Origin of the sequence: Larkinella sp. VNQ87 (genome assembly GCF_049445795.1) — a bacterium.
Taxonomy (GTDB): domain Bacteria; phylum Bacteroidota; class Bacteroidia; order Cytophagales; family Spirosomataceae; genus Larkinella.
The window spans coordinates 1-25,380 of sequence record NZ_JBMSDT010000010.1 but is presented as its reverse complement, the minus strand read 5'-3'; the positions used below and the strand labels follow the sequence as shown (position 1 = coordinate 25,380).

At 51.6% G+C, this 25,380-nt stretch carries 21 protein-coding genes and 1 tRNA gene; 7 read left to right on the top strand and 15 right to left on the bottom strand.

Annotation, left to right across the window (positions count from 1 at the left end; all coding sequences use genetic code 11):
- Positions 1-172 precede the first annotated feature (172 nt).
- Positions 173-742, bottom strand: a complete 570-nt coding sequence (locus ACO2Q8_RS18010) for a hypothetical protein (RefSeq protein ID WP_423346240.1) — start codon at positions 740-742, stop codon at positions 173-175.
- Between the two features lie 125 nt (positions 743-867).
- Between ACO2Q8_RS18010 and ACO2Q8_RS18005 the strand changes: the two genes are divergently transcribed.
- The gene (locus tag ACO2Q8_RS18005; RefSeq protein ID WP_423346239.1) at positions 868-1,278 is read left to right on the top strand and encodes a nuclease A inhibitor family protein; all 411 of its coding nucleotides are present in this window, start codon (positions 868-870) and stop codon (positions 1,276-1,278) included.
- Positions 1,279-1,313: 35 nt separating this feature from the next.
- Here the strand turns inward: ACO2Q8_RS18005 and rplT are convergent, their stop codons facing one another.
- The 8 genes from rplT to ACO2Q8_RS17965 all read right to left on the bottom strand — a co-directional run bounded on the left by rplT (position 1,314) and on the right by ACO2Q8_RS17965 (position 8,148).
- Complete coding sequence (rplT, locus tag ACO2Q8_RS18000; protein ID WP_423346238.1) at positions 1,314-1,658, bottom strand: 50S ribosomal protein L20; 345 nt, start codon at positions 1,656-1,658, stop codon at positions 1,314-1,316.
- A 204-nt stretch (positions 1,659-1,862) separates the two neighbouring features.
- Positions 1,863-2,060, bottom strand: a complete 198-nt coding sequence (gene rpmI / locus ACO2Q8_RS17995) for a 50S ribosomal protein L35 (protein WP_379841332.1) — start codon at positions 2,058-2,060, stop codon at positions 1,863-1,865.
- 135 nt (positions 2,061-2,195) lie between these two features.
- Positions 2,196-2,756 (bottom strand): translation initiation factor IF-3, encoded by a 561-nt coding sequence (infC, locus tag ACO2Q8_RS17990; protein ID WP_423346237.1) that lies wholly within the window; start codon positions 2,754-2,756, stop codon positions 2,196-2,198.
- A 219-nt stretch (positions 2,757-2,975) separates the two neighbouring features.
- Positions 2,976-4,928 carry a threonine--tRNA ligase gene (thrS, locus tag ACO2Q8_RS17985; RefSeq protein ID WP_423346236.1) on the bottom strand — a complete coding sequence of 651 codons (1,953 nt, stop codon included), beginning with the start codon at positions 4,926-4,928 and terminating at the stop codon, positions 2,976-2,978.
- Between the two features lie 74 nt (positions 4,929-5,002).
- Complete coding sequence (locus ACO2Q8_RS17980; RefSeq protein ID WP_423346235.1) at positions 5,003-6,175, bottom strand: tetratricopeptide repeat protein; 1,173 nt, start codon at positions 6,173-6,175, stop codon at positions 5,003-5,005.
- A 77-nt stretch (positions 6,176-6,252) separates the two neighbouring features.
- Positions 6,253-7,149 (bottom strand): class I SAM-dependent methyltransferase, encoded by an 897-nt coding sequence (locus ACO2Q8_RS17975; protein ID WP_423346234.1) that lies wholly within the window; start codon positions 7,147-7,149, stop codon positions 6,253-6,255.
- Entirely contained in the window at positions 7,139-7,552 is a 414-nt protein-coding gene (locus ACO2Q8_RS17970) for an EVE domain-containing protein (RefSeq protein WP_423346233.1), read from the bottom strand. The genes ACO2Q8_RS17975 and ACO2Q8_RS17970 overlap by 11 nt, the downstream gene beginning before the upstream one ends.
- A 41-nt stretch (positions 7,553-7,593) precedes the next feature.
- The gene (locus tag ACO2Q8_RS17965) at positions 7,594-8,148 is read right to left on the bottom strand and encodes a DinB family protein (protein WP_423346232.1); all 555 of its coding nucleotides are present in this window, start codon (positions 8,146-8,148) and stop codon (positions 7,594-7,596) included.
- Between the two features lie 413 nt (positions 8,149-8,561).
- Between ACO2Q8_RS17965 and ACO2Q8_RS17960 the strand changes: the two genes are divergently transcribed.
- The 3 genes from ACO2Q8_RS17960 to ACO2Q8_RS17950 all read left to right on the top strand — a co-directional run bounded on the left by ACO2Q8_RS17960 (position 8,562) and on the right by ACO2Q8_RS17950 (position 10,902).
- Positions 8,562-9,119 carry an RNA polymerase sigma factor gene (locus tag ACO2Q8_RS17960; RefSeq protein ID WP_423346231.1) on the top strand — a complete coding sequence of 186 codons (558 nt, stop codon included), beginning with the start codon at positions 8,562-8,564 and terminating at the stop codon, positions 9,117-9,119.
- A gap of 107 nt (positions 9,120-9,226) precedes the next feature.
- A complete protein-coding gene (locus tag ACO2Q8_RS17955; RefSeq protein WP_423346230.1) occupies positions 9,227-9,766 on the top strand; it encodes a DUF6580 family putative transport protein in 540 nt (179 codons plus the stop codon).
- Between the two features lie 161 nt (positions 9,767-9,927).
- Positions 9,928-10,902, top strand: a complete 975-nt coding sequence (locus ACO2Q8_RS17950) for a transglutaminase domain-containing protein (protein WP_423346229.1) — start codon at positions 9,928-9,930, stop codon at positions 10,900-10,902.
- A 109-nt stretch (positions 10,903-11,011) separates the two neighbouring features.
- On the opposite strand, the gene ACO2Q8_RS17945 is transcribed toward ACO2Q8_RS17950, so the two are convergent.
- The 3 genes from ACO2Q8_RS17945 to ACO2Q8_RS17935 all read right to left on the bottom strand — a co-directional run bounded on the left by ACO2Q8_RS17945 (position 11,012) and on the right by ACO2Q8_RS17935 (position 13,813).
- Positions 11,012-12,316: a hydantoinase/oxoprolinase family protein gene (locus ACO2Q8_RS17945; protein ID WP_423346228.1), complete on the bottom strand. Its 1,305-nt coding sequence runs from the start codon at positions 12,314-12,316 to the stop codon at positions 11,012-11,014.
- Between the two features lie 22 nt (positions 12,317-12,338).
- Positions 12,339-12,845, bottom strand: a complete 507-nt coding sequence (locus tag ACO2Q8_RS17940) for a hypothetical protein (RefSeq protein ID WP_423346227.1) — start codon at positions 12,843-12,845, stop codon at positions 12,339-12,341.
- A gap of 65 nt (positions 12,846-12,910) precedes the next feature.
- Complete coding sequence (locus ACO2Q8_RS17935) at positions 12,911-13,813, bottom strand: histone deacetylase (protein WP_423346474.1); 903 nt, start codon at positions 13,811-13,813, stop codon at positions 12,911-12,913.
- A gap of 106 nt (positions 13,814-13,919) precedes the next feature.
- Between ACO2Q8_RS17935 and ACO2Q8_RS17930 the strand changes: the two genes are divergently transcribed.
- Both ACO2Q8_RS17930 and ACO2Q8_RS17925 read left to right on the top strand, forming a co-directional pair.
- On the top strand, positions 13,920-14,669 hold the full coding sequence (locus tag ACO2Q8_RS17930; RefSeq protein WP_423346226.1) for an SDR family oxidoreductase: 750 nt from the start codon (positions 13,920-13,922) through the stop codon (positions 14,667-14,669).
- A gap of 141 nt (positions 14,670-14,810) precedes the next feature.
- The gene (locus ACO2Q8_RS17925; RefSeq protein ID WP_423346225.1) at positions 14,811-15,155 is read left to right on the top strand and encodes a hypothetical protein; all 345 of its coding nucleotides are present in this window, start codon (positions 14,811-14,813) and stop codon (positions 15,153-15,155) included.
- A gap of 112 nt (positions 15,156-15,267) precedes the next feature.
- On the opposite strand, the gene ACO2Q8_RS17920 is transcribed toward ACO2Q8_RS17925, so the two are convergent.
- Together ACO2Q8_RS17920 and ACO2Q8_RS17915 are read right to left on the bottom strand one after the other, a co-directional pair.
- A complete protein-coding gene (locus ACO2Q8_RS17920; protein WP_423346224.1) occupies positions 15,268-18,828 on the bottom strand; it encodes a PAS domain S-box protein in 3,561 nt (1,186 codons plus the stop codon).
- 498 nt (positions 18,829-19,326) lie between these two features.
- A tRNA-Glu gene (locus ACO2Q8_RS17915) sits at positions 19,327-19,398 on the bottom strand.
- Positions 19,399-19,589: 191 nt separating this feature from the next.
- Between ACO2Q8_RS17915 and ACO2Q8_RS17910 the strand changes: the two genes are divergently transcribed.
- Positions 19,590-22,160 carry a M14 family metallopeptidase gene (locus ACO2Q8_RS17910; protein WP_423346223.1) on the top strand — a complete coding sequence of 857 codons (2,571 nt, stop codon included), beginning with the start codon at positions 19,590-19,592 and terminating at the stop codon, positions 22,158-22,160.
- 90 nt (positions 22,161-22,250) lie between these two features.
- Here the strand turns inward: ACO2Q8_RS17910 and ACO2Q8_RS17905 are convergent, their stop codons facing one another.
- Positions 22,251-25,082, bottom strand: coding sequence for a Kelch repeat-containing protein (locus ACO2Q8_RS17905; protein WP_423346222.1), 2,832 nt, complete (start codon positions 25,080-25,082; stop codon positions 22,251-22,253).
- Positions 25,083-25,380: the final 298 nt, after the last annotated feature.

The window sequence follows — 25,380 nt, the reverse complement described above, 5'->3', positions numbered from 1 at the left end:
ACGGAGGCCAAAATGTGACAGATTGACAGCCAAAGCTGACTGAGTGGCTTCATTTTCCGCCCTGGAATTGCCGGTTTCTGCCATTGTGGTGATCTTTGCTTTGTCCAAAAACCGAAAGTGGCAGAACTACCGTCCTGAAAAGCAGAAGGCGGATCGTAACCCGCCTTCCCGTTTACTTTCCGAACAGCCCGCCGAGCATACCGCCCAATCCACCACTGCCCTGCTGTTGGTTGCTGCCTCCGCCCATGAAGCCACCGGCAACGCGCATCAGGTCGTTCATATCCAACTTCCCGTCGGCCATCGCCGAGCTGGCCGCGCCCATCCAGTCGACGCCCTGCTGGCCCGTTGCCGAACCCAGAATCTGGTTGCCGTCGACACTGTTATCATTCGGGTCCTGCGCCTTGTTCATCAGTTTACTCAGCACCATCGGCACGACCATGGTGGCGATTGACATCGCCATCTGGGGAGAAATGCCCAGCCGCTCCATAAGACTCTGCTGCACATTTTGCTGAACACCCTGCGTAACCGGACTCTGCTGCACGTTGGCGCCACTGCCCTGTCCCATGACCATGCCAATCAGGTTAGTCAGGTTGCCGCCCTGGGCCTGTTGCTGCAAACCGCCGAGAATACCGCTCGAAATGGCCTGCATGGCGTCTTCATTCTGGTGATTGGGAATGGCCGGGTTGTTGATGACCGCTTCGCCGGACTGCTGGCGAATCAGGTTCATAAGGGTTTCCATCATGATTGAAAATGAGTTTGAGTGGGATGAAAGATGCAGAATTACTGAAACAAACCTTTTCTTTGTACTAAACTGCCCGTTCGCGAATCAGTTTATATTATGACGTACTAATTTATGGTTTGTAACGCATGACGCCCAAAGAATCTGCTCCTGAATCGCCCCTGCCCGAATGGCTGGATGAACTCTACTACCCCAGCGAATCCGACGAACCTGTTGATTACGTGGATTTTACTGTTGAGTTTGAACCGCCGTTGACGAGTACTCAGATAAAGGATTTGTTACTGATCACGCCAGAAATTTATATTGAGGAAATACCGGAAACCGCCTTTTGGGAACCCGTTGTGACCGATCAGGACTGGTATGGGGAGGAAGAAAAGCATCGCACGGCCCGGTTTATTGAACTTCGGGACCGGATTGAAGCCCTATTGAGCAATCGGCAAGCTTTCCGGGTTGGTGAGGGCGAAGTGGGGCTGTATTTGCTGGGAAAAAAAACCGACGGTACCTGGGCCGGTCTGAAAACGCTATTGGTAGAGACGTAAAAAAGCGGGCCGTCTGTCAGACGGCCCGCTCGGACTTATTTCACAGTTTCAACAACGGCTTTGAAAGCCTCGGGGTGATTCATGGCCAGGTCGGCCAGAACCTTTCTGTTTAACTCAATACCGGATGCGTTGATTTTTCCCATCAGCGCTGAGTAAGACACGCCGTGCAGACGCGCCCCGGCGTTGATCCGCTGAATCCAGAGCGCCCGGAAATCCCGTTTCTTCTGGCGACGGTCGCGGAACGAATACACGAGGCCTTTTTCGACCGCGTTTTTCGCTACCGTCCAAACATTTTTACGACGACCAAAGTACCCTTTGGCCAATTTCATTACTTTTTTGCGACGCGCCCGGGAGGCAACGTGGTTCACTGAACGTGGCATTTTTTAGTCTTTTTTGTTTTTGACGACAGGCGACAGAAATCAATTAAAAATTAATAATTAAAAGTTAAAAATAGATCGAGACACCACTGCGCCCCGAAACCGATTTACTTTTAATTTTTAACTTTTAATTTTTAACTATTCTTTTGGGGCCTGTAATCGGGTTGAACATGAAACCGTGCGGAAAATCCGCGAGTTGGCTGGCGATTAGGCCAGACCGAGCATGACCTGAATCCGGCGTTCGTCGCCTTTGAACACCAGCGCATCGTGTACGAGGTTACGCTTGCGTTTGGTCGACTTTTTGGTCAGGATGTGGCTGTGGAAGGCATGCTTCCGTTTGATCTTGCCGGTGCCGGTGAGCTTGAACCGCTTCTTGGCGCCCGAGTTGGTTTTGACTTTTGGCATTGTGATAAACAGACTTGTTGCTGATTGTGAAACAGGCCGCAAAGATAGTAAAAAAAGTTTAAGGTTTACCGTTTAAGGTCTAACGATTACGGAGTTCGTTAAACCTCAAACATTAAACCTTAAATGAAAAGGAATCTATTTCTTCGGCACAAGCGCCTTGGGAGCCAGAAACATGGTCATCCGCTTGCCTTCCAGCTTGGGTTCGGCTTCTACTTTACCAATATCTTCCAGTCCTTTGGCAAACCGCTGAAGCAGTTCGACACCGCGTTCCTTGAAGACAATGGAACGGCCCACGAACTGGACGTATGCTTTTACCTTGGAACCTTCTTTCAGGAAGTTGATGGCGTGTTTGAGTTTGAACTCAAAATCGTGATCGTCGGTGTTCGGCCCGAACCGGATTTCCTTGATAACGACTTTCTGCGCCTTCGCCTTGATTTCTTTTTGCTTCTTCTTCTGTTCGTACTTGAACTTCGAGTAATCGACAATGCGGCAAACCGGCGGGACAGCATTCGGCGAAATTTCGACGAGGTCTAGATTTTGAGCCTGGGCCATCGCCAAAGCCTGCTGAATGTCGTAAATGCCCTGTTCCACATTTTCACCAACTACCCGAACCTGGCGGGCTTGAATTCGGCCGTTGATCCGGTAGGGTTCTTCGACCACACGCGGGGGGCGCATGGGTCTGCGCTGTAATGCCATAGAGTGTGTTTAGAGTTGAAAATAATCCGCTGTTGCGGGTGATTACGTGCTAATAACGTAATGAATTTTATAAAGTTTCCGGTAAAATAAAGATTTTGACAATTCGGCACAAGAAAAAACAAGGAAGTATTGATAATGATGAATTATGAATGATGGATTATGAATTAACTGCGCTGCGGTAGCCCATTCATAACTCATCATTCATAATTCATCATTCTTTCACGCCGGTTGGGCCAGCGCCGGTTTAATCTCGTTCTGGAAGAACTCGACAAATTCGGCAATGGACATCGAACCAACGTCGCCCTCGCCTTTCCGGCGCACCGAAACCCGGCCTTCCGACTGCTCTTTTTCGCCCAAAATCAGCATGAACGGTACTTTGCTGATCTCTGAATCCCGAATCTTCCGGCCGATTTTCTCATCCCGGTGATCGACGTAGCCCCGGATATCGTGCTCCTGCAAGGTCAGAAATACCTCGTTGGCGTAGTCCTCGTATTTCTCCGAAATCGGCAACACCGCAATCTGATCGGGCGAGAGCCAGAGTGGGAAATTTCCGGCAGTATTTTCAATCAGGATGGCAATAAACCGCTCCATCGAGCCAAACGGCGCCCGGTGAATCATCACCGGGCGGTATTTCTGGTTGTCCGAACCGGTGTATTCGAGTTCAAACCGCTCGGGCAAGTTGTAATCGACCTGGACAGTGCCCAATTGCCATTTCCGGCCTAAGGCGTCTTTCACCATAAAGTCGAGCTTTGGTCCATAAAAAGCGGCTTCACCCAGTTCGGTGACCGTCCGCAGGCCTTTTTCGGCAGCGGCTTCCACAATGGCGGCTTCGGCTTTTTCCCACACCTCGTCGGAGCCGATGTACTTGTGCTTGTTTTCTGGATCACGCAGCGAAATCTGCGCCATGTAATCGTCGAAACCGAGCGAGCGAAACACGTACAGCACCAGGTCGATCACCTTCATAAACTCGGTTTTTACCTGATCCGGACGGCAGAAAATATGGGCGTCATCCTGCGTAAAACCGCGTACCCGCGTCAGTCCGTGCAACTCGCCACTCTGCTCGTAGCGGTACACCGTGCCGAACTCAGCCAGCCTCAGCGGCAAATCGCGGTACGAACGCGGTTTGGTTTTATAAATCTCGCAGTGGTGCGGGCAGTTCATCGGTTTCAGTAAAAACTCCTCGCCTGCTTCGGGCGTCAGAATCGGTTTAAACGAATCTTCGCCGTATTTCTCCCAGTGGCCCGAGGTCACGTACAACTGCTTGGCACCAATGTGGGGCGTTACAACCGGCGAGTAACCCGCCCGGACCTGGGCTTTCCGCAGGAAGTTTTCCAGCCGTTCGCGCAGCATGGTCCCTTTGGGCAACCACAGCGGCAAACCGGCCCCGACTTTCTCCGAAAACGCAAACAGTTCGAGTTCTTTGCCCAGTTTGCGGTGGTCGCGCTTTTTGGCTTCCTCCAGCAGGTGCAGGTATTCGTCGAGTTCCTTTTGTTTCGGAAACGTCACGGCGTAAACCCGGGTCAGCATTTTATTTTTCTCGTCACCCCGCCAGTAGGCTCCGGCCACATTCATAATTTTCGCGGCTTTGATAAAACCGGTGTTCGGAATGTGCGGCCCCCGGCAAAGGTCGGTGAAGTTGCCCTGCGAATAGAACGTGATCGTACCGTCGTCGAGCCCTTCCAGCAAATCCAGTTTGTACGGATCGCCTTTCTGCTCGAAATACGCAACAGCCTCGGCTTTGCTGATCGGCTGGCGGACAAATTCCTGTTTCTGGCGGGCCAGTTCGAGCATTTTATCCTCCACTTTCTTGAAGTCCTCCTGGGAAAAATGCTGGCCGTTCAGATCAACATCGTAGTAAAATCCTTTTTCAATCGGGGGACCAATCCCGAACTTGATCCCGGGATATAGTTCCTCCAGGGCTTCGGCCAGCAAGTGAGCCGAAGAGTGCCAGAATGTCGATTTGCCCTCGGGATCGTTCCACGTCAACAGCGTAACCGTCGCGTCCGTCGTGATCGGGCGCGTCGCATCCTGGACGGTACCGTTTACTTTGGCCGCCAGTACATTCCGCGCCAGTCCTTCGCTGATACTCGCAGCGATCTCCAGGCTGGTTACTCCGTTGGGGTACTCCCTGACACTACCGTCAGGCAAGGTAATTCGAATTTGGTCACTCATTTTTGTGTTAAGTTAGTCATTCGTCTTCAGGCGGCAATTTTTCACAAAAGAACACTGAAAGCAAAGAATTGCCCTTAATTTCTCGTTGAATCGCGGGAAAACCGGGTGCGCGGCTGAATCATCCGAATCCGGACCCGGGTAGTGTCGAGGACAGAACCGGGGTGTGTTAGTGGACTGGGCCGATTTTCTGACGATAGAACGGTTTCGGTACCGTACTCTTTTCGCTTTTGCACCCGCCAATACCCGTAGTAGGCTTGCTGATCGGCCGGATTCTCCTGCATGGCTAACGCATAAAGCTGGACGGCTTGTTCCCACTGGCGAAGTTGTTCGTAGGCCATCGCCCGGTAAAACTGAATGCGGGGAAACTTCGGGTCCAGTTTCAATACCTGGTCGAAGTGGCGCAACGCCTGCTCCAGATTCCGGACTTTCATCATCACAAGCCCAGATTGAAAATGCGCCGAAACCATTGTTGGAGACAACCGCAACGCTTTCTGGTAATACAGGTAAGCGCTGTCTTCTACGGATGTCTGCTGGTAAATATGCCCCAGAGCATAGAGCAATCCCGGATCATTCGGAAAATAGGTAGTTCCGCGCTTGTTGTAGGTAATGGCGGTTGGATAATTCCCCCGCACCGAGTGAATGATCGACAACTGGACATAAGGCTCCAGAAACCGGGGTTTCAGGCTCAAAGCCCGGTTGTAATAGAGTAATGCCCGGGTGGTGTCACCCGCTTTAGCGGCCACCAATCCGTTAAAATAAAAGGCTTCTCCTTCGTACGGAGCCATTTGCAGCGCCCTGACCAGGTAATAGCGGGCGCGGTCGAGTTGCTTTTGTTGCTGGAGCAAATCCCCGATGACGATGTAAAGTTCCGGCGTATTGACACCTAAGCCTTCAGCCCGCAGGGCACTTTCCAGCCCATCTTCGTACGACTGACGCCGACGCAGGATCTGGGCTTTAATAAGATGATACCGGCCTTCGTTGTTTTCGCGCTCCAACGCATCATTGATGTCGGTCAGTGCTTCGTCGGTTTTTCCCAGGCTCATGTAAATAGCCGCCCGTTTGGCGTAAGCCGAGGCTGCATCGCTCTGGCTGATCGCCCGCGTCAGGGCTTCGAGAGCCGCCTGATTCCGCGTATCCGCCGAATTCTGCGGAACCGCCGGAATGCGGGTCTGCCGACGATCGTCGTCGGAACAGGCCAGCAGCAAACTACAACAGATCAACCCCCAAAGGCTCCAGACTTTACCCATGCTTTTTTGAAAAACCGCCCTTCGTGCCGCTTCTTCCTCTGACTGCCGGGCCGGTTACTACCACAAATATAGCGGTTTTAGACGGAAGAAAACCGGTAAAAAACGCCCAGCGGCAAGCGTTTGGCGAAGCTGTCGGTCAGGTAGAGTTCACCAAATTCGGCGTTCGGTCGTTTGGCAAAATAGGCCCGCATGAGGTTTTCGAGGATCAGGGCCGAAAAACCGAGGGAGTACAGGTTGATGATCAGGAAGAAGTGTTCCCGGTCGAGCAGGTCCGCGCAGGCCCTGAGCAGGTCGGCGAGGTGTTCTTCCAGCAGCCATTTTTCGCCTTCCGGCCCGCGTCCATAGGCGGGCGGGTCCAGAATAAGGCCGTGGTAGGTGTTGCCGCGACGAACCTCGCGCCGGACGAATTTCAGCGCATCTTCAACCACCCAGCGGATGTTGTCGAGCCGACTGGCCTCCATGTTTTCCCTCGACCAGGTAATGACCTGCCGAACCGCATCGACGTGGGTCACCTCGGCCCCGGCCTGTCGGGCCGCCAGCGAAGCCGCGCCCGTGTAGGCAAACAGGTTCAGCACGCGCGGTTTTTCGACCGGCAGGGCCGATACTTTCTGGTAAATATAGGGCCAGTTGACCGCCTGTTCGGGGAAGATTCCGACGTGTTTAAACGACGAGAGCGATAACTTAAAACTCAGGTCCAGGCCATGCTGCCGGTACGGGATGAACCATTTTTCGTCCATTTTTGGACCCACGGCCCATTCCCCTTTTTCCTGCGAACCTTTGTCCCGTTTAAAAACCGCATGTGCCTGCTGCTGCCAGTCCGTTTCAGGTAAGGATTTGGGCCAGATGGCCTGCGGTTCGGGGCGGCTCAGGACAAAGGACCCAAACCGTTCGAGTTTTTCAAAACCGCCGGTATCGATCAGTTCGTAGGAAGGCCAGTTTTCGGGCGTGAGCAGGTCCAGACGGTTACTGTGCATGCGCTAAAGCTAAAATACACTCAAATTCATTCGGGCTGACGGGCACGACCGAGAGCCGGGATTGGCGAATCAGTGCCAGGTTTTGCAACAGCGGTTCAGTTTTGATTTGTTGAAGCGTGACCGGTTTAGGAAAGCGGGTAACAGGCTCGAGTTCGACCACCACCCAGCGAGGATCGTCCGGGCTGGTTGGGTCCGGGTAGGATTCGCGACTGACTTTTGCCAGACCCACCACTTCTTTGCCCGTCACACTGTGGTAAAACAACACCTGATCGCCCAACCGCATGGAAGCCAGGTTATTGCGGGCCTGGTAGTTTCGGACACCATCCCAAACCGCTTTTCCCTGTTCAATAAATCGATCCCATGAATAGGCGTCCGGTTCGGACTTAACGAGCCAGTAATTCACGTACGGTGGAGAGTTAAAATTGCAGATAGATTCAGTGGCTATTAATAGTCATCGAAATCATCACCATAGGAAGGTCCGAACTCATCGCGGGTGTGATCCGAGTCAAGGCCTTTGAACTTCAGCGCTTTTTTAATGATGGCAATTTGACCGGAATGGTACGTGTCGTGATTAACGATTCCGTGCAGCATATCGTAATATGTATAGTCCCGACCGGGCACGATGTCTTCCAGGAACTCATCGTCATCGCGCTTGTCCAGTTCATTGATTAGTTCTTCCTGGCTCAGGCTCAGTTCCATTTGTAGCGCTTCCCATTCAAAATCGTCGATGACCTGAAACGAACCGAAGTTTTTTTCCGGGGTTTTGATGTCGAACTCCTTGTCGCCCTGCATTTTCTTGACACAGAAAATTCGCCAGCTCGTGATGTGAAAGACCAGTTCAGCAATCGAGTGGGTGTTGGGCGTTATCCGGTGCCCCGCCATTTCGGGCGAAACCCCACTCAGGGCCTCAACCAGCGAAGGGCCGTGCCAGGCTTCTTCTCCTTCATAGGTCGTATTGAGCAGGTCAATGATTCGTATCAATTCGTCGTTCTGTACCATTCGTAAAGCAAATTCGGTTTTCGGCCAGGGTCAGTAAACCCTTTTCATCTTTTTGGCAAAGGTAACAGGCTTTGTCGGTTTTTCATCGCGTAACTTTTTTGACTGATCTCTGCTTATGGCCATAAAACGAAATGAAGAATTTTTCCTAACCACTCCTTAACCGAAAGCTTCCCAAAATTCAACTCATTACCAATACATCGGTATAATTACGGGTTTCAATCCAAAAAATTGCCCATATAACCCTTACATCTGATTTAGGAAAAATTGAATAAGTAGTAAGAAATTGCTTGACATTTGCATGAACAATCAATAGTTTTGAACCACTGAGCGACCGCTCAGTACTATTACTCAAAGGGTCAGCCTCCTCTTTGTGTTCAATAGAATAGTTATTGTTCTCTGTAGCTATCAACTTTATGAACACCAATCGTCACACCGACGAGGAGCTGGTACGGTATTACCTTGCTACCCAAAAAAGCGATTATTTTGGTCAACTCTATCAACGGTATTCCAACAAAGTGTATCGCCGTTGCCTAACCATCACCAAAGACCCCACCGACGCCGAGGATTATACCCAGGACATATTTGTACGGGTGTTATCGGGTCTGCACAACTTCAAGGAAAAATCGACCTTTTCGACCTGGCTCTATACGGTTTCGACCAATTATTGTATGGATCGTCTGAAAATGAGCCGTCGGCGGAGTGAATGTGTCGAACTGGACCTTGAGATGACTAAATCTCTGGCCGAAACCAACGATTATGCCGGCTTGGAGGAGCGCTACCAGATGATCGATCTGATTCTGGAAAAGATTGCTCCCAGCGAATCGATGTACCTGCGTATGAAATACGAGCACAATATGAACATCCGGGAGATGGCCGTTTTACTACAGGTGAAAGACAGCGCCGTTAAAATGCGGCTTAAACGGGTACGGGACAAGGTGAAGGACATTTTGGTGTTTTACCAACTCTACTGATCGATGAGCGAATGATACTTTTATAGCTTTTCAAAAAAAAGAGCCTGATCCGTCAGCAAAAACGGTCGGTTTTTGACACTTTTTAAAATTCGGTGTAATTTTGCACCATGAAGCGAATTCACATCCGTACGGTGTCCCTGGCCACCATCGTTTTACTAACGGCGTTTAGCCGGGTACTTCCTCACCCGTACAATTTTACACCGATTGCTGCCCTGGCCCTGTTCGGAGCCGCTACGTTTGAACGCAAATGGATTGGGCTGGTGATTCCGCTGGCCGCTATGCTAGTGAGTGACCTGCTGATCGGTTTTCATAGTGGCATGGGCGCGGTGTACGGCTCCTTCGCCCTCATCTGGGGCCTGGGGGTTGTCATGCTCCGTCGAATTACAGTCAGCCGGGTGCTCGTGGCGTCGTTGCTGTCCTCCACGCTTTTCTATCTGGTGACCAATTTTGTCGTCTGGTACGGCAGTTCTTTTTATCCGCAAACTGCGCAGGGTCTGTTGGCCTGTTACGCGGCTGGGCTGGCATTCTTCAACGGACAGTCTTTCTTTTTAAACGGTGTTCTGGGCGATTTAACCTTTTCCACGGTTCTTTTCGGTAGCTATTACCTCCTGCAACGCCAGTTCCCGGTTTTGAAGTTTTCCCGATAAATCATGAACGTATACCTTACTTCTTCCGAACCTGTAAGTGATCACTTACAGGTTTTTTTATATCTAAACCGTTCTGAATCAAGCTGTCTGTTCGTAGAATTTTAACCGCCTACAATAAACCGGTTTGGATTTCTGTTTTATCGTCGAAGTGTCGATGATCTATGTGCTGCCGATTCCTGCCTACCGTACTTGTTTTACTCATTTGCCTCGGCCTTAGACCCGCAACCGTCAATCCGGTTACGGACAACTACAGCCAGATTGACTACTATGCCCGCCATGCGCCGGATTCATACACCCGCAGCATTGCCAGCCTGTCCGATTATCTGACGGCTCCGGCCCGCACCGATATGGACAAAGTGCGGGTCATTTATGCCTGGATGGTTTCGCACATCCGCTATGATTTGGCGGCCGTCAACAACCGTGGCTCTCAGAAATATTATTCTGAACTTGAATATGCCAACCGGGTGCTTCGGCAACGCAAAGGCCTGTGCACGGGCTACGCCTTGCTGTTTAAATACCTCCTTAAACGTGCCGGGGTTCAGTCGGTTACGATCCGGGGATATGCACGAACCGACGATAAAGAAGCCGGACAGCCCATTCGCCAGGTTGATCATGAGTGGAACGCCGTCCGGATTGAAGACGACTGGTATCTGCTCGACCTGGCCTGGGCCGTAACAACTGCATCGAATGAAGCAGGAAGTAACGATTTCTACTTCCTGACACCACCCGAACTGTTTGTTTCCCAACACTTTCCAACCGACCCACGTTGGCAGTTGCTCAATCAGCCGCTCAGCAAAAGTGAATTCGACCGGTTTCCCAAACTTTATGATCCGTATTTTCAGTTGGGTTTTGGGCCGGATTTTCCGCGCGAGGGACAGTTACGGGTTCAGGGGCGGGCGACCATTACGCTCGAAAACGAGCAAAATCTGGAATATCTCTGCACCGTCAGTCGGTTTGGCCAATCCAAAGGAACTGAGGTTCCCGTGACGGTTTCCCGTTCCGGCAATATACAACAACTTCAGTTTAGCGTGCCGGTTCGGGGATGGTCGACGCTCCATCTTTTTGCTAGAAACCGCAACCCGTCCCGCATCCGGAAGTTCGATTGCATCGCGTCATTCTCCGTGTATAATTCCTAACGTACCCACTCGTACCCACGGACTTTAGTCCGTGTGAGCTTCAATGATCCAGTGTTGGTATCAACTTGACGATTTACTATCTCATACGGACTCTAGTCCGTGGGTACGGTTACCGCAGGTTAATTCTTAAATTTCGGAACGAGTCCATGCGGGCGAAGCTTTTTTCGTGCATCACCACGGTGGTTTCCGGCCCCTCGATGATGGCTGGCCCTGAGAGCGTGTCGTCGGCACGAATACCGGCGCGGTCATAAATCGGGCACCCACAAGGTGTCAGATCCTTCTCGTAATACACCGACCGGTATCCCTTCAAGGCATGAAAATCCCCCGATCGTTGGGTCGGATTGTAATACCCGGCCCGGTGTAAGGTCGGCGGGATTTCCCAATCCGGATCATTTTCAGCAAGTACCAATAAATACCCCAACGCCGACGATACCCCGGCACCCACCGGTACGACCACCTGGGTAATTCCGAGCTGACGGGCAATTTCGCCGGCATGGACGGGACCGCCCCCACCAAAGGCCAATAAGCTGTACGACGCTGATTTTGCTGAATGGGTACCGATCAGTTCCCGAATTTGATTGGCAATCGTAGTCTCAACTCCGTTCGAGACACGCATGGCAGCTTCTACTACACTGATATGCAGTGGGGTAGCAAGGTATTTTAAAATGGCTTTTCGAGCCAGATCAATTTTTAGCGGAATAGACCCGTACAGAAAGTAATCCTTGTTCAGATACCCCATCACCAGATCGGCATCGGTCAGCGTCGGGTACTCACCCCCGCGATCGAAACAAGCTGGGCCGGGGCCGGGTGTTGCATGTTCGGGCAGAAGGATGGGGTCGCCGGATTCGTTCAGGCCAATGTAGCTGTTCCCTCCCAAATTCAAACTTATTCCATGCTTTTCGAGTGATTGATCGAGCGTATCCATCGACCGACCCGACAGTTCGGTTTGCAGCGACACAAAAGCCGAAGAACCACCGATTCGCAGAACCACCAGGTTTTTCTGCCCGATTTGCTCGCCAAAGTACCGTCCGGTCATGAGTCCACCGATGCGTGGACTCATGATCGATTGCGGATCCAGAGCGGCTTCTTCAATGGGCAAAATCCGACCATGGGCCGACACCAGGAGAATTGAGGAGCGCCAACCGGCCCCAACTAGTTTCGCTTCCAGATCACGGGCGCAATCGACTGCCAGGTGAGGAGGCATCTGAACGCTGAGTCCCACAACCAGTTTTCCAACATCCGGCGGGATAATGTTGCACTCCTGTAAAAAGAAACTCAGTTCCTCAACCAGCGTACGGGTTGAATCATGGATCGTTGTAGGAATCTTCTTGATCGACAGCCGCCCGGCATCGTCGATCATGACAAAATCAGTAAACGTTTCCCCTAAATCGATGCTAAACCGATAACGACTCATACGGATAGATTGGATAAACTGGTTATTTGGTCGTTACACGCATTTCGGTGATGCGCCACCGCCCTTCAGTATCTTTCCGAAGTTGGCTGGTAGCCGTCGCCTGTTGAGGGCTTACTGTCGAATTCCGGACTGGTAACAGTGAAAAAGTTTCGGTTGCCCGGGCGGTCTTTTCATTGATTTCTAGCTTCCGAACCCGGTAATTGACGTAGGCTGTTTTTCCACGAACCGCCTGGTATTCGGCGGGACTTTTCTGGCTACCATCCGAATCCGTGATGCGGGCTTCGTCGGTAAACCAGGTGGAAGGTGAAGTTCCAACTGACGTTCCGGGATGTAAAACCGCCATCCGGGTCTTGAGCAATGCCAGAATCGTATCCCGTTCGGGGTAAAGTTTCGCGGTGGTCGTGCGGGTTTCCGTCCGACGCAGCCGCCGTTGGATTTCTTCGGTTGAAGACGAAGGCGTTGGCTGTTGGGCCAGCGACGAAACCGACAGGGTCAACCCGAGTGAGAAAGTTAAATACGCTATTTTCATGGTTGTATTCCTAACATCTGTCTGAATCTCAACCCAGTTGAGAATTCGGTTTACCACATTTCCGTTCAAAAGTACATTTTTTCAGCCAACCGAAACGTATTGCAGTGAGCTTCTACAATGTCGGCAATCCGGGGTGAGTACCCTCCTCCCATCGAGACCACAATCGGTAACCCGGCGTTGCGGGCCTGTTCAAAAACAAATTCGTCGCGCCGTTTGCACCCTTCACGCGACACACTGAGCCGACCCAGCCGATCGGACGTCAGAATATCGACGCCGGAAATATAAAACAGAAAATCCGGCTTTTGTTCTTTTAACAGGGTTGGAATAAGTTCATACACACGGTTCAGGTAGTCTTCATCACCCGTGCCCGAGGGTAGTTCAACATCCAGATCCGAGACCTCTTTCCGAAGCGGGTAATTGTCTTTGCCGTGCATGCTGAAGGTAAACACCCGCGGTTCCTGCTGAAAAATGACGGCGGTTCCGTTTCCCTGATGCACGTCGAGATCGATGATAAGAATCTTTTTTGCAAGCTGATTATCCAACAAGTACCGGGCCGCAACGGCCACATCGTTCAGCAAACAAAATCCTTCTCCGCGGTCCGGAAAGGCGTGATGAGTGCCCCCGGCCACATTCATGGCAATTCCGTCTTGGAGGGCAATCCGGCAACAGTCGATCGTGCCCTGCGTAATCGTCCACTCCCGCTTGATGAGTCCTTCCGTGAGCGGAAATCCGATTCGACGCATCATCACCGCCGGAACACTCAGTGTTTTTAACTGCCGGACGTACGCTGCCGTGTGTACTTTCAGCACCCATTGATCGTCGACCAGACCTGGTGAAAAAAAGTTATCCGGTGAGCAAGTGCCTTCGTACAGGAGCTGATCGTGAATCAACTCATATTTCGCCATTGGGAAACGATGTCCCTCGGGTAGAGAGTGTCGGTAAATAGAATTATAGGCAATTTTCAACATCCATCGGTAAGTTAGGGGCATTGTCAGGACCGGAAAGCCCTGGCGGGTTCGTTTTTTCAGCTTGCCAGTGGCCTCTGATAACCACTCATCATCCACTCAACAGCTTATGCAAACCGTAATTGTGACCGGAGGAGCGCAAGGGATTGGCCGCGTAACAACGCAGTATTTACTCACCCACGGCTACCGCGTTGCCGTTTGGGAAAATGACCCCGAGGCCGTCGAGGAATTGGCCGACGCCATGAAATCTGCCAATTCCAAGGCCCTGGTACTCAACTGCGACGTTTCGTCCGAAACCGCCGTCAAGAATGCTGTCCGGGCAACCCTTGACCGGTTTGGCCAGATTAACCACCTCGTCAACAATGCCGCCATCATGATTAATAAGCCACTCGACCGGTTTTCGCTCGAAGACTGGAATAAAGTAATCGGAATCAACCTGACGGGGGCTTTTCTGTGCGCCAAATATACCGCACCACACCTGGCCGAGCAACAGGGCAGCATCGTCAACCTGTGTTCGACCCGCGCGTTCCAGTCAGAACCCGATACGTTTGCCTACTCGGCTTCGAAGGGTGGCATTTATGCCCTAACTCACTCGCTGGCCATCAGTTTAGGACCGAACGTACGGGTCAATTGCATTAGTCCGGGATGGATAGATGTTTCGGCGTTGAAGAAAAAAGGGAAAGCACGGGCAGAACAACTGAGGCCGGAAGACCACAGCCAGCATCCCAGCGGACGCGTGGGGCAAGCCGATGATATTGCCCGTATGATCCTTTTTCTGATCGACGATGTCAATTCATTTATAACCGGGCAGAACTTCACAGTCGACGGTGGTATGACTCGTAAAATGATTTACGCATAATTAATACAACTATCTATAAATCAATCATATAAAAACTATTTTTAAAAAAGTTTAATAAATTACTTTTCTGTGTAGTTATACTCATGTATTTTTACACAGAATTTTGAAGTTAGAGCCCGTCAATTAGCTGTGTTTGTATCAATGTTACCGCATCAGGACCGAAATTTACCTCATCAGGTAGCGATTGAAACGCGCTGGCTGAAAATGGTGAATGAAATCCAGCAGAAACACAATGTATTGATCAATATGATTGAGAAACTGGAACAAAATCCGGCCACCAATCAAAAAATCGTTTTCCAGCTCACCCACCTGCAACAACGTGTGCTGGACACGCTGAACAGCTTCCTGGCAGAGTCATGCCTGGACCATGACGCCTTTATGCCTGCTCAGCTTTCCGAACGGTTGCAGAAAAAGAAAGCTCATAGTCAGGTATTGATCCGGTTGACCCAGGAAATTGATACCGCATTGAATGATATCGGTCTTTGATCGGTATCCTGATTCCAATACGATCTCTGACCTGTTTTTAACTTTTCAGTTATCATTATTCTCTGCCTTACCGAAAACATGAACCCCGGCCATTGTCGGGGTTTCGCATTATTTATGCATCCGTTTGCTGGTTCAGCCCGATTCCTAACCAGAAGTTGAACAGGCTGGCCAGCGTTGACTCAACGATCGGCTTCGTAAGAAAATCATCCATTCCTACCGACAGGCATTTTTCTTTTTCTCCTTTCACCGTGCCGGCAGTCAGTGCAATGATCGGGGTGCGCCCCACCGGCTCCAGTTGCCGAATTTTTTCCGTAGCCTCGTATCCATTCATCACGGGCATCTGTATATCCATCAGGATAATTTGCGGATGTTCGCGCCGGTAACCGTCAACCGCTTCCTGTCCATTTGTTGCTTCGATCACCCGGGCATTCGGCAAAAGGCGATTTACGATCACTTTGGCCAGCAGCAGATTAATCTTGTTATCCTCAGCAATTAATACCTTTACGGCTGGTGACGCAACCCGGCTTTCCGGTATCGGTCTGTCCCGAGCCGGTACTTCTTCCTGTCGAACGAGTTGCCCCAGCGCCTGTAACAGCTCGTATTTGCGGGCGGGCTTGAGCAAGCGCTGGGTGTTACCCAATGCTTCGCAGGTTTTCACCATCTTTTCGTCATCCGGCGAATGATGCAACAGAATAACGGGCAAACCACTGAATTGACCGGTAAAATTGGAGCGCACTTTACGAACCGTCTCCAGACCATCCATGTAGGGCATGTGGTAATCAATAATCAGGGCATCAAAATCCTGTTTCCGGGCCAGAATTTGTAGGGCTTCAAAACCGTTGCTAGCTTCCACCACCTGAATTTGCCGGGATCGCAGCAACTCCCGGAGAATGTGCCGACTGCGCTCATTGTCATCAACCATCAGCACCGTTCGGATCGATCGGTGACTGGGCCAAACCAGTTCGGTTTTTTCCTCCGCCCGAAGCTGGATTTCAAAATAAAAACAGCTACCCAACCCCGGTGTACTCGTTAGCTGCAGTCGACTCCCCATGAGTTCCAGGAGTTTGTTGGAGATGGTCAGGCCTAGGCCGGTTCCACCGTATTTTTTAGTTGTCGAAGGGTCTTCCTGAGAAAACGCATCAAAAATCTTCCCCTGCATCTCCGGTTTAATGCCAATCCCGGTATCTCTTACTTCAAACCGGCAGGTGACCTTTCCTTCCGACAACCGATTTACCAGACTGATGCGCAGCTCGATTTCGCCCCGTTCGGTAAACTTTACGGCATTTCCTAACAGGTTTACCAAAACCTGCTTTATTCGGATTGCATCGGTATACACAAATTGCGGCAGGTCGGCAGCTACGTCCATCAACACTTCCAGTTCTTTATTCCGGGCCTGGTATGAAACCATATCGATCGCCTGGTTGCTTATTTCGTAGAGATCGGTTTTTTCAATCACCAATTCCACTTTACCAGCCTCTATTTTCGAGAAATCCAGTATGTCGTTGATGATTCCCAAGAGCGAATTAGCGGATTGGCTGACAATCGACAGGTACTGTTGTTGGGTTGGATTCAGTTCAGACTTCAGCACAAGATCCGTAAAACCGATTACGCCGTTGAGCGGTGTGCGAATTTCATGGCTCATGTTTGCCAGGAATTCTGATTTGGCGCGACTGGCCTGCTCAGCCAGTTGTTTGGCTTTTTTCAATTCATCCCGCTGCTGGCACATCTCCGTAATATCCTGCGTAAACATCATGATTCCTCCGATAGAACCATCAAACTGATACCAGGGCCGGACCTCCCAGCGAAGGTGCTGGTCGTAATCCCAACCCGCCGGTCGCCAGATGTCCTCATCACTTTTCTCGACAGCCCCCTGTACACAACGAGTATGAATTGCCCGCCATTCGTCGGAAATATTCGGGAAAACTTCGTAATGGGACCGCCCAATCACGCTTTCTGTCAACTGGTATTCTTCCATCCAGCGATGGCTGACGGCCACGTAGCGAATGTCTCGGTCAAACATGGCTACAGCAGCAGGAGCGTGTTCGACAAAGGCAGCCAGGCGTAACTTTTCGTTAAGTAGCTCCTGTTCCGCCCGTTTTTTTTCATCGATATCCTGGATAATACCGTACAGGCGTTTACAAACGCCCTCTTCCCAGTCAGACGTCCCCTGAACCCGAACCCAAATGGGTTTCCCCACATAGGTAACAATCTGTAATTCAAGGTCATAAGGTACACCTTCCTGGATGGCCCGTTCGATCGCCGATGTAATTTTCAGGTAGTTTTCTTCCTTAAAAAACGAAACGGCCGATTCGTAATCCGGAACGAAATCGTCGCTAACCCCGTGAATCGCTTTGGTTACGCTGGACCAGTAGATAGTCTGCTTCGGCACATTTATTTCCCAGGTACCGATCCGGGCCACTTCGTTGGTCTGCTCCAGCATTTCCTTGGTTCGGTTCAGGTCCGTTTCCAGTTGGTACCGAAGGGTAATGTCGATGGCATTGCCGATCACAAAGGTTTGACCATTCAAATCATTTTCGAGGACGTTGTTAAACAGCCAGATCAAGATCGAACCGTCCCGATGCCGGGTGTACATCAGGCCGGTGGCCCGCCCGGTTTGCCGAATGTTTTCGAGATATGCGGTAAGTTCCCCATTCCATAGGGTAGGTATTAGTTCGCTTAAATTCATGCCCACGAGTTCTTCAGGCTCATAACCCAGAGCATGGGCACCTGCGGTATTTACGGTCAATAACCTGCCTTCCAGATCATGGATGCACATAAGTCCCTGCGAATTTTCAAAAAAGGACCGAAACTTATTCTCCGATTGGTACAACTGAAACTCTTTCTGTTTCGCTTCGGTAATGTCGCGGGCGATGGCAAACAAAAAACCTGTCATTGGTTCGGGAGTAGCTACCCATTGAAGAAGCCGGTACGTGCCCGTGTTGCAGCGAAAACGGTTGGAGAAATTGATGACCCGATTGCCCGCCTTCAGTTCTTCCACCATCCGGTAGGTTTCGGCAAGGTCATCGGGATGAATCAAGTCAAAGAATGGGGTTTTTAGCAAATAGGATTCCTCCCAGCCCAACACCTGCTGAAACGCCGGATTGATCTTTTTAAAGTATCCATCGGTTCCGGCAATACAGAGCAAATCATTGGAAAATACGAATAAACTCTCCAGTTGCTCGACCTCCTGCTTCTGCCGGTTTTTAACGATTAAATCGGTAGCGGTTTGCGCCAGAAGCTGCAACGATCGGCGCTGATCCTCGGTTAGTTTTCTCGGTTTACGATCCATAACGCACAGGGTGCCCAGAGCAAACCCGTGGGGATCAGTCAGCGGATAACCGGCATAAAATCGAATGTGCGGGTCGGCTGTAACCAGTGGATTTTCGTAAAACCGCTCATCCCGGGTTGCATCTTCGACTTCCAGCAGTGCCTGATCCATAATGGCATACCGACAGAAAGCAATATCGCGGCTCGTTTCACTTATTTCCAACCCCATGCGGGCCTTAAACCATTGCCGATGTTCGTCCAGTAGCGAAACCAACGAAATGGGTGTCTGACAAATAAGGGAAGCCAGTTCAGTCAGCCGGTTGAACTCCGCTTCGGGCAGGGTGTCCAGAATCTGATACCGACGCAGGGCCGCCAGGCGTCCTGCTTCGTTGGCGGGAAGTGGCATGACGTACACGTTTTAGGATCTACTATGCCAATATCACAGCATTTATCAGACCAACTTTTGACGTTCTACACCGGCGGCTTCAAAATTCCGGTTTCCGTTCGATCAGAAGGTTACAGCAAAACGAAGTGTTGAATCCCTGCCGTAGCGTAGCTGCAAACGGCTGTCAGCGGTTAAGAAAATATCCGCATTATCAGACTTTTAAAACAAATATTACCAGACATTTTTCAATCTAATTAGAATGGATTTGCAGTCAGACGTAATCAGGATGGGGAACTCGATAAATTTCTTGGAACATAGTCGCAGTGCAGCTTTAGGATTACCCCGAAGTCTTGAGTAGGTTGTCTCCTGCTGAACACTTTTTCAAACATAGAACCGGAAGCAATTCGCAGCCTATTTTCAGCGCGAATCGGCAGCATGGAGCACGGGGAACGCCAAAGCCGGAAAACAAAAAAGCGTTGCAAGTGCTTGACTTACAACGCTTTTAGCAAATTTTCGGCGTGACCGATACGGGAATCGAACCCGTGTTTCAGCCGTGAAAGGGCCGCGTCCTAACCGCTAGACGAATCGGCCAAATTCAGATTAGTTGGTTTGTCGTTTGATTTCGATGACCCCGTCTCTGAAATTGTGGTGCAAAGATACGGCGAAGAATGATCCATGCAAATCTTTGACTAAAAAAAATTGATTTTTCTTGAATTTGGTGGGGTTTGAAGCTTTCAGGTTAAATTTGGGAATTGCCGGATTTTTTTCATCAATTCCTTTACATGAAACACCTCTTTTTGTTTGGTCTGAGCCTAGTATTTACCCTGACTTCGCTCGCTCAGAATCAGTTACAACACCCCGACCAATTCCTGGGCTATACCGTCGGGCAACGGTTTACGCCCCAACACCGCGTTCTGGCCTATGCTGAGTATGTGGCCCGGCAAAATCCGGGACGCGTCAAATTAGTGCCCTACGGAACTACCTTCGAAGGCCGTCAACTGATGGCAGTAGTGGTTGCTTCCGAAAAAAATCTGGCCCGGCTTGAGGAAATCCGGACTGCTCACCTTCGCCGAATCGGTCTGGGTACAGCCAGTTCGACGGCCCCAGCGACAAGCCAGGAGCCCCAACCACCCATTGCCTGGCTCAGCTACAATGTTCACGGCAACGAGGCCATCAGTTCGGAAGCGTTCATGCTGGTGCTGCACGACCTCCTGAACACGGCCAATCCGGTTTCGCAGAAAATTCTGTCGAATACCGTTGTCATTCTGGACCCCTGCCTGAATCCCGACGGCCACGATCGCTACGTCAACTGGTACAACCAGGTCAGCGGCACGACCCCCGACCCCACGCCTTTTGCCCGCGAACACAGCGAACCCTGGCCCGGTGGCCGGTATACCCATTACCTATTTGACCCCAACCGCGACTGGGCCTGGCAGACGCAGGAAATTACGCAGCAGCGGATGGCGCTTTACCAGCAATGGATGCCGCATCTGCACGGCGATTTTCACGAAATGGGTCCGGAAAGTCCGTATTACTTCGCCCCTTCGGCTAAACCGTACCACGAAGATATTACGCCCTGGCAACGGAATTTTCAACAAATCATCGGACAATACAACAGCCGGTATTTCGACAAAAACGGGTGGCTGTATTTTACCCGCGAGAATTTCGACCTGTTCTACCCCAGCTATGGGGATACCTGGCCGACCTACAACGGAGCCATCGGTATGACGTTCGAACAGGGCGGTGGGGGCCGGGCCGGACTGGCTTATCAGAAAAACGACGGTGACACCCTCACGCTCCGCGAACGGATCGATCACCATTACACGGCCAGCTTCGCCACCCTGGAATCGGTCGCCGACCGACCCGACGAAGTGGTTAAAAACTTCACCGGTTTTTTCGAAAAATCGATCAACAATCCGATTGGTGACTTCAAAAGCTATTTGATCAAAACCGCCAACGACCCGGGCCGGATCAAGGCGCTTCGGAAACTGCTGGATAATAACCTGATTCGGTACGGTCTGGCCGGGAAAGCCCAGAAACTGACGGGATTCAATTACCAAACCCAAAAAAACGAAGCGGTTTCAATCGACAACAACGATTTGGTTATCAGCGCCTATCAACCCAAATCGACCCTGCTAAAAATCCTGTTCGAACCCAAATCAACCCTCGAAGATTCGGTGACCTACGACATCACGGCCTGGAGTATTCCGTATGCCTATGGCCTGAAAGCCTACGGTTTGAAAGACAAACTGACTCCGGTGGTTTACCCTTCCGGTAATTCTGCCGCTTCCGGTCAGGCCCTCAACCCGGCCACAAAACCGTATGCCTACCTCGTCCGCTGGCAATCTGCGGAAGATGTACAGTTTCTGGCCGGTTTGCTGAAAAATAAGGTACGGGTCCGGGTGGCCGAGCGCACGTTCAAACAGGACAACCAAACCTTCGAAGCCGGTACCCTGATCATCACCCGCGCCGGGAACGAGCGGCTGGGCGACCGCTTGCACCAGATTGTGCAGCAGCAGGCCGACCAGTACGGTGTCAAGTTGCTGTCGGCCACGACGGGCTTTGTGGCGGAGGGGGCCGACTTTGGTTCAGGGAGCGTTTTCTCCCTCAAAAACCCGCATGTTGCGGTCCTGACTGGCGATGTTACGACCCCCACTTCGATGGGCGAGGTCTGGCATTATTTCGACCAGGAACTTCGGTATCCGCTGACCTTGATCGATGGAAATGCCCTGGCAAACACCTCGCTGAATGGTCTCGATGTGCTGATTCTTCCGCAAGGCTACGGTTACGGCCGAATCCTGAACGACCGAACACTAAGCAAGTTGAAAGACTGGGTGCAGGCCGGAGGGAAACTAATCGTCATGGAACGGGCGACCCAGTTTTTTGTCGACAAACCGGACTGGGGCCTGAAAAAGAAAGAGGAGAAACCCGAAACCCGGAAAGATAAAGCCGAGAAAAAACCGGAACCGGATGAAACGCTGCGCCTGTACGGTGAGCGGGAACGCGAAGCCGTTTCGGAAGAAACGCCCGGCAGTGTGTACCGCGTCGATCTAGACCGCTCGCACCCGCTGGCGTATGGCTACGCGAACGGTTACTTTTCGCTGGTTCAGAATGTGTACGACTATGATTTTCTGCGCGATGGCTGGAATGTCGGGTACCTGAAAAAAGACAACTACGTGGCCGGTTTCGTGGGAAAAAATGCGAAGACAAAGCTGAATAACACGTTGTTGTACGGGGTGCAGGACCTGGGCCGTGGCAGCGTAGTCTACATCATGGATGATCCGCTGTTCCGGGGCTTCTGGTACAACGGAAAGCTGCTGTTCGGAAACGCGGTTTTTATGGTGGGCAATTAGTGCAAAAGATAAAAGAGGAAAGACAAGAGACATGAGAAACGAGTCGAAATAACCGTTCTCTTGTCTTTTGTCTCTCCTCTTTTGTCTATCTTACGGTTTTACCAGCTTCAGTGTCTGGCTCTGGCTGGCAGTACCTGCTTTCAGGAACAGCAAACCGGCCGGTTGACGCAGTACCTCAAATTGCTGACGCTCAACAGCTCCCGCTTTTTCGATCAGACGCTCACCGATCACCCACCCCTGTGCATCCGACAGAGTAATCCGCAGCATTTGCCCTTCAACGCCCCGCACTTCGACCGTCACCCGATCCCGAACGGGATTTCCGAGCACCATAACCTGAAGCGAACCGGCGTTTTCGGCTGACAGTCGGCCCGGCGAAGCGCAGGTAAGTGACTTGCCGGACCATTTCAGGTCGTAGGTTGAACCTTGTACCCGCGCCGAAATCAGTCGCGGTGTGCCGTCTTTCAAAATAGCCGGCACTTCAAAGCTATACGCGTGCGCGCCGTTTCCTTTTCCGGCATCTTTCAGATCCTGCCGGAAAATATTCGCAACCGTACTTCCCCAGACCGTTCCACCGGTATAAAATTCGACGGTTACCGGCGTATTGGGCTTGTTACGGTCCCAGACCCAGCCGCGAATGCTGCCGCACTCCACTTTGTCCAGATAGCCTTCAAAACTACCCGTTACCGGGCCGGAGGGCGCCGGAAGCACCGTCAGCGGGAAGCTCACACTGTTGCTGGCTCCGCCTTCGTCCGTGGCCTGATACGTCAAAACAAACACACCATCCTGGCTCGGCATCCCGCTAATGACGCGGCTGCTGCTATTGATCGACAACCCGTTGGGTAAACCGGTCAGGTTGTAGGTCAAGTTGGTGCCTTCGGGATCGGTAAAAGCCACCAGTGTAGCCGAGAAAGGCACGCCCACCTGAGCCGCTATCGGCGCAATCAAGACCGTGGGCGTCGGCGGTTTGGGCAATTGGTTACCGGGCGTAGCGTTGCTACCCTGACAGATCAAAACTTTTGGAGAATCTTTCAGAATGAAGTTACTACTGGTCACGCGGGCTGAAAGGCGGTGTGGTAAGTTGTCTTTCAACGCTTCCGGTATAGCAAACAGAAAGGCATGATTGCCGTTTCCTTTCCCGGCATCTTTCAGATCCTGGCGGTAGACACTGGCCTGGAGCGTTGCAATAACATCTGGACCATCCAAAATTTCGACCGAAACCGGCGTGTTTGGCTTGTTCCGGTCCCAGGCCCATCCCCGGAACGTGCTGCAATCGGCTCCGTAAATAAAGCCATCGAAGCTGCCGGTTGCCGTTCCGGTGGTAACATTCACCGTGGCCATTCCGGCCGGACTCGCGCAGCTTCCCACCGTGCAGGTTGCAGAATACGTCAGGGTGGTTACGGCCGAAGTCGGTACGGAAATGCTGGTACCCGACCCGCTGCTGCCGTTCGAACCCGACCAGGAAACGGTACCGGACTCGCAACCGGTGATGCTCAACACAACAAACGGCGTGTTCTGAATTACGTTTACGGTGCTCTGTCCACCCATCGCAATAATCGGGGCCGAAGGTAAGGCACTTACGGTCAATGAGAAACCTTCCGACCAGACAACTCCCCCATCACCGCTCACCCGACAATAGTAGGTATCGGAATCCTCCGGCTGAGCCGATCCCAGCGACAACGTAGCCGATGTTTGATCGGTCACCTGCGTGGCTGAGGTATTGGGTGCTCCTTTGTACCACTGATACGTCAAATTATCGCCCAGCGCTTTGATCGAGGTGCTCACCGGGCTACCCTGACAAACCGTTGAAGACGAGAGATTCGGTTGTTCCTCGATAGCCGTTGCTGTAAATATATCCACTGTCAGCGTCGATCCTCCGTCGAACAGACCGACAAAACCGCCCGCAAAAAGGGCTTTGTTCCCCACGCTGGCCGACGCCAGGTCTTTCCGTTTTTTCGTCAGTTCCGCCGTCGACCAGCTCTGCGTGGTCAGATCGTAGATGTCCACCGTCGTCTGACTGCCATTCGTATTTTCACCACCGGCAAAAAATACCTTATCGCCAACGGTAGTGGCAGTCAGGTTCGCCCGTTTGCTCGATAAGGTGGCTTGCGACCAGGTGCTGCTGCTCAGGTCATAGATGTCGACCCGGTCGGAAAAACCGCCACTCAGCAGCCCCTGAAAACCGCCTGCGAAAAAGACTTTCCCGCCAGCCGCCACGGCAGCCAGCCCACTACGCGCCTGCGACAGGTCCGTTGTCGACCAGGTTCCGGTAGCCTCGTCGTAAATATCAACGCGATTGGAGTACGAGCCCAAACTTCGGTAGCCCCCGGCGAAAAAGATTTTTCCGCCAGCGGCCACACCCGCCAGGCTGGAGCGGGCCTGCGACAATTCGGCCGTCGACCAAGTTTTGTCGATCAGGTCATACACATCGACGGTTTTCTTGGTCGTGAGTACCGGGATGAACGAACCCTCCAGCCGAATTCCCCCAGCAAACAGGACTTTCCGGCCGGTTTGGGCCGATGCCAGTGACGAACGGCTTTGGGATAAACTAGCCTGCGACCAGGCATTATTGACAACATCGTAAATATCGACCCGGCTGGAAAAACCGCTATTTTCAAGGCTGCTTCCCCCGGCGAAAAATACCAGGTCTTCGGAAGCGGTGGCGGTCAGGTCGCCCCGGCTTTCGCTCAGCGTAGCGGTCGACCACGAATCGGTTGACCGGGTGTAAACATCGACCGTTTTGGAGGCAGTAACTCCCTCGAATCCTCCACCGAAAAAGGCTTTCCCACCGGCGCTGGCTCCGGCAAGTTTGTTGCGGGACTGGCTCAGGCTTGCCGTCGACCATTGCGCGACGGCGTCGGATATCAACAGAAAACTGCAGAGTAAAAAACCTGCAAAATGAGGCAATAGGATAGTTCTTTTCATAAAGCAGAAGTTTGGCGGATAAGAAAAACACGTAGAATAATTGAAAGTAAACGATCAACAATGAGTGGCTCGATGGCGTGCGGTCAGGGGCCGGACGTTGACAACATGCCAACACCATTCCGGCAACCGGAGGAGCCAGTAGTGCTACTGGTCGAAAACATACGTACAGATTTTATGTATTCTTAACTTTCTTGCTTGACAAAGTTAGTATTTTTAACTTTGAATAAAACCAAGAAAATGAATGCTAATCAAAAACTCGCTCAGCACCGTCTCAGTGTGCTGGAACTAGCCCAAGCCC

Bases quoted from the DNA above. Each gene is read 5' to 3' on its own strand.
- ACO2Q8_RS18010 (WP_423346240.1), bottom strand. From the start codon at position 742: ATGATGGAAACCCTTATGAACCTGATTCGCCAGCAGTCCGGCGAAGCG.
- ACO2Q8_RS18005 (WP_423346239.1), top strand. From the start codon at position 868: ATGACGCCCAAAGAATCTGCTCCTGAATCGCCCCTGCCCGAATGGCTG.
- rplT (WP_423346238.1), bottom strand. From the start codon at position 1,658: ATGCCACGTTCAGTGAACCACGTTGCCTCCCGGGCGCGTCGCAAAAAA.
- rpmI (WP_379841332.1), bottom strand. From the start codon at position 2,060: ATGCCAAAAGTCAAAACCAACTCGGGCGCCAAGAAGCGGTTCAAGCTC.
- infC (WP_423346237.1), bottom strand. From the start codon at position 2,756: ATGGCATTACAGCGCAGACCCATGCGCCCCCCGCGTGTGGTCGAAGAA.
- thrS (WP_423346236.1), bottom strand. From the start codon at position 4,928: ATGAGTGACCAAATTCGAATTACCTTGCCTGACGGTAGTGTCAGGGAG.
- ACO2Q8_RS17980 (WP_423346235.1), bottom strand. From the start codon at position 6,175: ATGGGTAAAGTCTGGAGCCTTTGGGGGTTGATCTGTTGTAGTTTGCTG.
- ACO2Q8_RS17975 (WP_423346234.1), bottom strand. From the start codon at position 7,149: ATGCACAGTAACCGTCTGGACCTGCTCACGCCCGAAAACTGGCCTTCC.
- ACO2Q8_RS17965 (WP_423346232.1), bottom strand. From the start codon at position 8,148: ATGGTACAGAACGACGAATTGATACGAATCATTGACCTGCTCAATACG.
- ACO2Q8_RS17960 (WP_423346231.1), top strand. From the start codon at position 8,562: ATGAACACCAATCGTCACACCGACGAGGAGCTGGTACGGTATTACCTT.
- ACO2Q8_RS17955 (WP_423346230.1), top strand. From the start codon at position 9,227: ATGAAGCGAATTCACATCCGTACGGTGTCCCTGGCCACCATCGTTTTA.
- ACO2Q8_RS17950 (WP_423346229.1), top strand. From the start codon at position 9,928: ATGTGCTGCCGATTCCTGCCTACCGTACTTGTTTTACTCATTTGCCTC.
- ACO2Q8_RS17945 (WP_423346228.1), bottom strand. From the start codon at position 12,316: ATGAGTCGTTATCGGTTTAGCATCGATTTAGGGGAAACGTTTACTGAT.
- ACO2Q8_RS17940 (WP_423346227.1), bottom strand. From the start codon at position 12,845: ATGAAAATAGCGTATTTAACTTTCTCACTCGGGTTGACCCTGTCGGTT.
- ACO2Q8_RS17935 (WP_423346474.1), bottom strand. From the start codon at position 13,813: ATGTTGAAAATTGCCTATAATTCTATTTACCGACACTCTCTACCCGAG.
- ACO2Q8_RS17930 (WP_423346226.1), top strand. From the start codon at position 13,920: ATGCAAACCGTAATTGTGACCGGAGGAGCGCAAGGGATTGGCCGCGTA.
- ACO2Q8_RS17925 (WP_423346225.1), top strand. From the start codon at position 14,811: ATGTTACCGCATCAGGACCGAAATTTACCTCATCAGGTAGCGATTGAA.
- ACO2Q8_RS17920 (WP_423346224.1), bottom strand. From the start codon at position 18,828: ATGCCACTTCCCGCCAACGAAGCAGGACGCCTGGCGGCCCTGCGTCGG.
- ACO2Q8_RS17910 (WP_423346223.1), top strand. From the start codon at position 19,590: ATGAAACACCTCTTTTTGTTTGGTCTGAGCCTAGTATTTACCCTGACT.
- ACO2Q8_RS17905 (WP_423346222.1), bottom strand. From the start codon at position 25,082: ATGAAAAGAACTATCCTATTGCCTCATTTTGCAGGTTTTTTACTCTGC.